This window comes from Paraburkholderia sp. (genome assembly GCF_034668105.1).
Classification (GTDB): Bacteria; Pseudomonadota; Gammaproteobacteria; order Burkholderiales; family Burkholderiaceae; genus Paraburkholderia.
Genome location: NZ_JAXDPY010000144.1, coordinates 1 through 6,148 on the forward strand (window position 1 = coordinate 1; position 6,148 = coordinate 6,148).

7 protein-coding genes are annotated in these 6,148 nt (G+C 64.3%); all 7 read right to left on the reverse strand.

Annotation, left to right across the window (positions count from 1 at the left end):
• Positions 1 to 32: 32 nt before the first annotated feature.
• Positions 33 to 608, reverse strand: a complete 576-nt coding sequence (locus QOC89_RS06630) for a TMEM175 family protein (RefSeq protein WP_323044293.1) — start codon at positions 606 to 608, stop codon at positions 33 to 35.
• A gap of 88 nt (positions 609 to 696) precedes the next feature.
• Positions 697 to 1,083 carry a DUF488 domain-containing protein gene (locus QOC89_RS06635; protein ID WP_323044294.1) on the reverse strand — a complete coding sequence of 129 codons (387 nt, stop codon included), beginning with the start codon at positions 1,081 to 1,083 and terminating at the stop codon, positions 697 to 699.
• Positions 1,084 to 1,164: 81 nt separating this feature from the next.
• Entirely contained in the window at positions 1,165 to 1,512 is a 348-nt protein-coding gene (locus QOC89_RS06640; protein ID WP_323044295.1) for a cupin domain-containing protein, read from the reverse strand.
• A gap of 91 nt (positions 1,513 to 1,603) precedes the next feature.
• Positions 1,604 to 3,004, reverse strand: coding sequence for an FAD-containing oxidoreductase (locus QOC89_RS06645; protein WP_323044296.1), 1,401 nt, complete (start codon positions 3,002 to 3,004; stop codon positions 1,604 to 1,606).
• A 92-nt stretch (positions 3,005 to 3,096) separates the two neighbouring features.
• Complete coding sequence (locus QOC89_RS06650) at positions 3,097 to 3,285, reverse strand: hypothetical protein (RefSeq protein WP_323044297.1); 189 nt, start codon at positions 3,283 to 3,285, stop codon at positions 3,097 to 3,099.
• Positions 3,286 to 3,487: 202 nt separating this feature from the next.
• Positions 3,488 to 5,797, reverse strand: coding sequence for a putative bifunctional diguanylate cyclase/phosphodiesterase (locus QOC89_RS06655; RefSeq protein WP_323044298.1), 2,310 nt, complete (start codon positions 5,795 to 5,797; stop codon positions 3,488 to 3,490).
• Positions 5,798 to 5,910: 113 nt separating this feature from the next.
• On the reverse strand, positions 5,911 to 6,148 hold a 238-nt coding region (locus QOC89_RS06660; RefSeq protein ID WP_323044299.1), incomplete at its 5' end, for a hypothetical protein.

Genomic DNA, 6,148 nt, shown 5'->3' on the forward strand with positions numbered 1-6,148 from the left:
CACCAGCGCAAGCTTGAGTGCAAGCAGCATGCTTAGGCTTCCAGCACGTGTTCGATGCGCCGGTCGGGCACCAGCCACCACGCCGCGGCGAGCGTATAGAGCGCAGCGGAGAGCCACGGCTGAACGAATGCCAGCGCAATGCCCGACAGATAGATGACGACCGAGACCTTACCTTTGAAGTCGTTGCCCACGGCTTTGGCCAGCGTCGAGTCCTTGCCGTGTTCGCGGATCAGCATGTGGGTCAGAATGAAATAGGCGATCGCCGACATGAACAGCACGACGCCGTACATCGCGGTCGGCCACGCGGCCAGATGATTTTCACCGACCCAATGGGTCACCGCCGGCAGCAGCGACAGCCAGAACAACAGATGGAGATTGGCCCACAACACCGAGCCATTGACCTTCTGCACGGTGTGGAACATGTGGTGGTGATTGTTCCAGTAGATGCCGACGTAGATGAAACTCAGCACGTAGGCGCAAAACACCGGCGCCACCGGGCGCAGCGCGGCGAGATCGAAGCCTTCCGGCACCTTCAATTCGAGCACCATGATTGTGATGATGATGGCGATCACGCCATCGCTGAAGGCTTCGATGCGTCCCTTGCCCATCGGTCGGTTTCCTGGTCGTGCAGCGGTTGTGAGAAGAATGCGGGTGTGCCGGACGCCACCGGCCGCCGCTTGCCGCGTCCGGCACACGTCACTTTATCAGTGCACCGCGCTCACTTAACAACTGGCGAAGAATGCTGCGATGGCAGCGGCCTTCGTCCTCGCAGTAACAGCCGATGGCAAAGTGCGTGGTTTTTGACAATGCGGCAAGCAGGTCCAACACCTTGGCGGCGTCGCCCCCATTCATCTCCGCCCGGAATTTTTTCGCAAACGCAGCCCATTCAGCGTCGCTGGCGGCCGCCTTGGCTTCTTTGATCAACGCCGCATCAGGCGACAGATTAGGCAGCCACACATCGTAGTAGTCGCGCGTGCTGAATTCCGTCTTGGGTACGCCGCGCGGCGGCCGCCGAACGGTGCCGATACGCAACCCTTCGTCGGGCGTCCTCGGAGACCCCAGCTGGACGATGCTAATGCTCATGTCTTCCCCTTTTCAATCGAATCCATCGCCTCGTCGATCGAAGCAAGCGCACGTTCCGTCTGGTGCGGATCCGGCGATCAATCAGCGGTGCGCGCCAGGATAATAAACCGCGAGCCACACGCTCGGCTCCGTGCCGCTCGTCCATGCCACCCGATGCCGGCAATGCGCCTCGATCAGCACGTGGTCGCCGGGTTTCATCGGATGCGGCTCACGCTCGCCTTCGAATTCGAGCGTTGCCGCGCCGCTCAGCAGCACGACCCACTCGGCGCGCGGACTGTCGTACCAGAAGTCCAGTGGGCTTGCGTGCCCCCATGAGACGATCCGCTCGACGCTCACGCCGGCTTCTTCCACCAGTGTGTCGACTTGCTCGTCCGGGCTCGCCGGTGCGCTGAGATCGAACAGATTGCCGCTACGGATTGCACGTTTCATTGCTTGTGCTCCGGCTATGCCCGTCACCTGGGTTCACTACGGGTCTTCGCCCAGCGTGCTCGCCAAGAGGCTTTGCCACCTGGCGCACCGCTCATTTCATCGGCTTCAACCCATCGAGCAACGTGGGCACCAGTTCGCTGATGGTCGGATGAATGTGCATCGCGTACTGCAAGGTCGGATAAGGCGCCCCGGCCGTCATGATGTCGATAAACGTGTGGATCGCTTCGTCGCCTTCGATGCCATGGATCGCCGCGCCAAGAATCTGCTTGCTGCCAGCGTCGACCAGCACCTTCATGAAGCCGTCGGTCTCGCCGCGTTCGCGGGCGCGGCCCACCCGCGTCATCGGCATGGTGGCGATCAGCGCGTCGCGGCCGCTCTTGCGCACGTCGGCCTCCGAAAGTCCGACGCGCGCCAGCGGCGGATCGACGAACACCGCATACGCCATGATCCGCGTGTCGACGCTGCGCGAACCGCCGTCGAGCAGATTGGCCGCGACGATGTGGAAATCGTCGTAGGACGTGTGGGTGAAGGCGCCGCGTCCGTTGACGTCGCCGATCGCCCAGACACCCGGCACGTTGGTACGCAACTGGCCGTCGACGGGAATCGTGCCGTGCTTGTCCGTCGCGATGCCGGCGGCGTCGAGGCCGAGGTCGTCGGTATTCGGTTCACGGCCGGTGGCGAACAGCAGGTGCGAGGCTTCGAGCGCGGGAAGATTCTGCTCGAAGCCGATACACACCGCATTCTCGCGATGCGGATGCGGTTCGACCCGCGCGGGCTGCACGCCGAAGACAAACTCGACCCCTTCGCGCGCCAGCACCTTCTGCACGGAGCTGGCGAAGTCGGCATCCTCGCGCGTGAGCACGCGCTCGCCGCGCACCAGCACCGTCACGCGGCTGCCGAAGCGGCGAAAAATCTGCGCGAATTCGAGCGCGATATAGCTGCCGCCGACAATCGCCAGATGGTCCGGCAATTCCGTCAGTTCGAGCAGATTGGAGTTGGTGTAGTAGCGAATTCGCTCGAGTCCTTCGAGCGGCGGCACGACTGCGCGCGTGCCGGTATTGATGAAGATCTCGTCGGCGCTGATGTCCTCGCGCACGGTACCGTCCGGCCCGCTGATGGACAGCGTATGCGCGCCGGTGAAGCGCGCGTGGCCATTGAAGACGGTCACGTTATCCGCGCCGCGCAGCCATTTCTCGACGCCGTCGCGCGATTCGCCGATGATCTTGTCCTTGCGCGCTTTGACCGCCGGCAGATTGACGGAAACCGAGCCGCTGACCTGCACACCCAGCTCGGCCGCGTGGCGCGCCACGTGAGCCGCGCGAGCGCTGGCCACATAAGACTTGGTCGGCGTGCAGCCGACATTCACACAGGTCCCGCCGAAGGCCGCGCGTTCGATGACCGCGGTTTTACGTCCGCTTTGACCGAGCCGGACAGCGAGCGGCGCACCGCCTTGTCCCGTCCCGATCACGACTGCGTCGAAGTGCTGTGGCATGGCAAATCTCCCGAGGCTGGAGTGCTGGTCGTAGCATCTTACCCTCAGCGCCCGGGGTTGCCGTGATCGTCGTTTCTATGAGCTTGAGTCGTTCAGGCGTGGCAGTGCACCGCGCAGATCAATTCGCGCGAGCGTTGCAGTGCGGCCTGTGCGCCGCGCGTCGCAACCACCCAGCCGACCTGGCCGAGGTTGAAGTCCTGTGACACCATCACTTGCATGAGGGCGACCATCGGCAGGACCACCGATGGCCGATAAAGCTGGTTTTTGATCAAGGCTGGCATAACGTTCCCATCGCGGTTCCATCGCGCCGGGCCGTTTCGGCATGGCGCGGAATTTACATTCGATGGGAGGATTCTAGGGAGACTTGGGCCGCGGATAAATACCGGGAACGCGAAGGCACTTGTCTGCCGATCTGAACAATCGATTTTTGGCGCCCCGACTCAAGACGTCCGAACCATCACGCTCGCATGATGACGCCCAGACTCAAGTCGCGCCGGCCAGCCCGATCTGCGCGTCGCACAGACTCCGCGCATAAGCGCTTGCCCCAACGGGCCGGCTGTAAAAATACCCCTGCTGCTTGTCGCAAGCGATCCCGCGCAAAAACGCCGCCTGCTCGGCAGTCTCCACACCCTCAGCAGTGACATTCATACCGAGCGAATGGGCCATCGCCACCACCGCCTGGGTGATCGCGATCGAATCGCGATGATCCGGCAAGCCCGCGACGAAGGACCGGTCGATTTTCAGGTTATGCAGCGGAAACCGCTTCAAATACGACAGCGACGAATAACCGGTGCCGAAATCGTCGACGGAAATCCGCACGCCCATGGCGTTCAACGCGCTTAGCATGGGCAGCACGGTGTCGCTGTCGCTCATCAACAGCCGCTCGGTGATTTCCAGTTCCAGCGCCTCCGGCTCGAGCCCCGACTGTTCGAGACAGCGCTCGATCCGCTCCACCAGCCCGCCTTTGAACTGGCGCGGCGACAGATTCACTGCGACGATCAGATCCGGCGCCAGCGTGCGCCGCCACTGCGCGATCTGCTCGCAAGCCCGCGCCAGCACCCAGCCGCCGATTTCACCGATCAGGCCGGCGTCTTCGGCCACCGGGATGAATTCCACCGGCGAGACGTTGCCCAGCTCGCTGTTGTACCAGCGCAGCAGCGCTTCGGCGCCGATCGTGCGGCCGCATTGGCTGTCGACGATCGGCTGATACACGAGGCTCAGTTCGTTGCCGGCGAGCGCGCGCCGCAAGGCCTGCTCGATCATGAAGCGGCGCTGCAGATGCTGATTCAGTTCGGCGGTGAAGAACTGAAAGTTGTTACGGCCGCATTGTTTCGCGTGGTACATCGCCGAGTCGGCGTTGCGCATCAGCGTGGGCACGTCCTGGCCGTCCTCCGGAAACAGGCTGATGCCGATCGATGCCCCCATGTAGTACTCGTTGTCCGCCACCGCGAACGGCACCGCGATCATGTCGAGAATGCGTTGGGCGAGCGCGATCAGATGACCCGTGCTTTCGTACGCGCTGACCACGATCACGAACTCGTCGCCGCCCACGCGCGCGAGCGTGTCGCTCTGTGCGACACACGCCGACAGCCGTTCCGCGACGCTGCACAGAAGCGCATCGCCGGCCTCGTGACCGGCGGTGTCGTTGACCTTCTTGAAACCGTCCAGATCGACGAACAGCACGGCGACCCGCGCCAGCTCGCCCAGCCCCGTCGCGCCGCCGGGCGCGAACAGATCGCGCATCCGCTCGGCCAGATAGGCGCGGTTGTAGAGACCAGTGAGCGGATCGCGGGTAGCCAGAAACTTGAGTTGCCGTTGCGCCTCGCGCACCGGCCCGATGTCGGTAAACGAGATCAGCACCGAACTGGGTTCGCTGTCGCCCGGCTTGATGATCGGCACGACATTCTCGGTAATCCAGACGACGTCGCCGTCCATCAGTTCCAGCCCGATCGTGATGCCGAGCTGGGGCTTGCCGGTCGCCAACACCTGGGTGGTCGGACGGCCCGCTTCGGTGACGAGGGAGCCGTCTTCGTGATACGAACGCGCCAGCACGGTCATGATGTCGCGGCCGATCAGATCGGCGCTCGCCCGCAAAATCCGTTGCGCACTCGGATTGCAGGCCAGCACCACGCCTTCGCGCGACTGCACGACGATGCCCTCGTTGAGATGATCGACGACCAGCCGGTGGTGCTCCTCGCTGCGCGCGAGGCGTTGCGCCATGGCGTCCTGATGCACGGCGAGACCGACACTGTGGCTGATGTCGTACAGCATCGCCTCTTCTTCGGCGGTCGGCCGGCGCGACGTGCGGTGATAGACCGCGAACGCGCCCAGCACCGCGCCGGCATCGTTTTCAAACGGCACCGACCAGCACGCGCGCAAGCCGAGCGGCAACGCGAGGTGGCGGAAGTCGGCCCACAGCGGATCGGTTTCGATATCTTCGACCGCGACCATGCGCCGCTCGTACATCGCGGTGCCGCAGGACCCGACCCGTGGCCCGATCGCGACGCCGTCGATCGCGGCGCCGAAATGCGCCGGCAGCGAAGGCGCGCCGCCCACGCGCGCGCGAACGCCGTCCGCATCCAGCAATAGGATCGAACAGGACGCGCCAGCGCCGAGCAGCGCTTCGGCGCGGCGGCAGACTTCATTCAGTAATTCCGGCAGCGGCGTGTTGCGGGTAATCAACCGCAACACCGTACGCTCCGACGCCAACACCCCCTCGGCCAGATTCGACCCATAGTGGGTGCTCTCCGGCGTTGCTCCCATCGTGCTATCTGATGTCGCTTCGCGTGTCATTTGTGCGCCCCCTAACCCGACATCGGCACGCTAGTGTACGCGGCGCACCGGGGTTTACGCGAGGGCTGCCCACTTTAATCGCGATGCATGCCGCAACGGCATAAACCGGCCGGCTAGCCGGTCAGCCAATGCGGCAACGGCACCATCGCCACGGCGCGTCCTCGATCAGCCGTGCTGGTCCGGTGGCCGGCCACCGCCGCCACCACCGTTTCCTCCACCTGGGGGTCTGCCGCCACTACCTTGCGGATGACCACCGCCGTTGCCTTCCGGCGGGCGACCGCCGGCATTGCCGCCTGGCGGCCCGCCGGGGGGATGCCCCCCGGCGTTCCCGGGCGGACGACCGCCCGAATT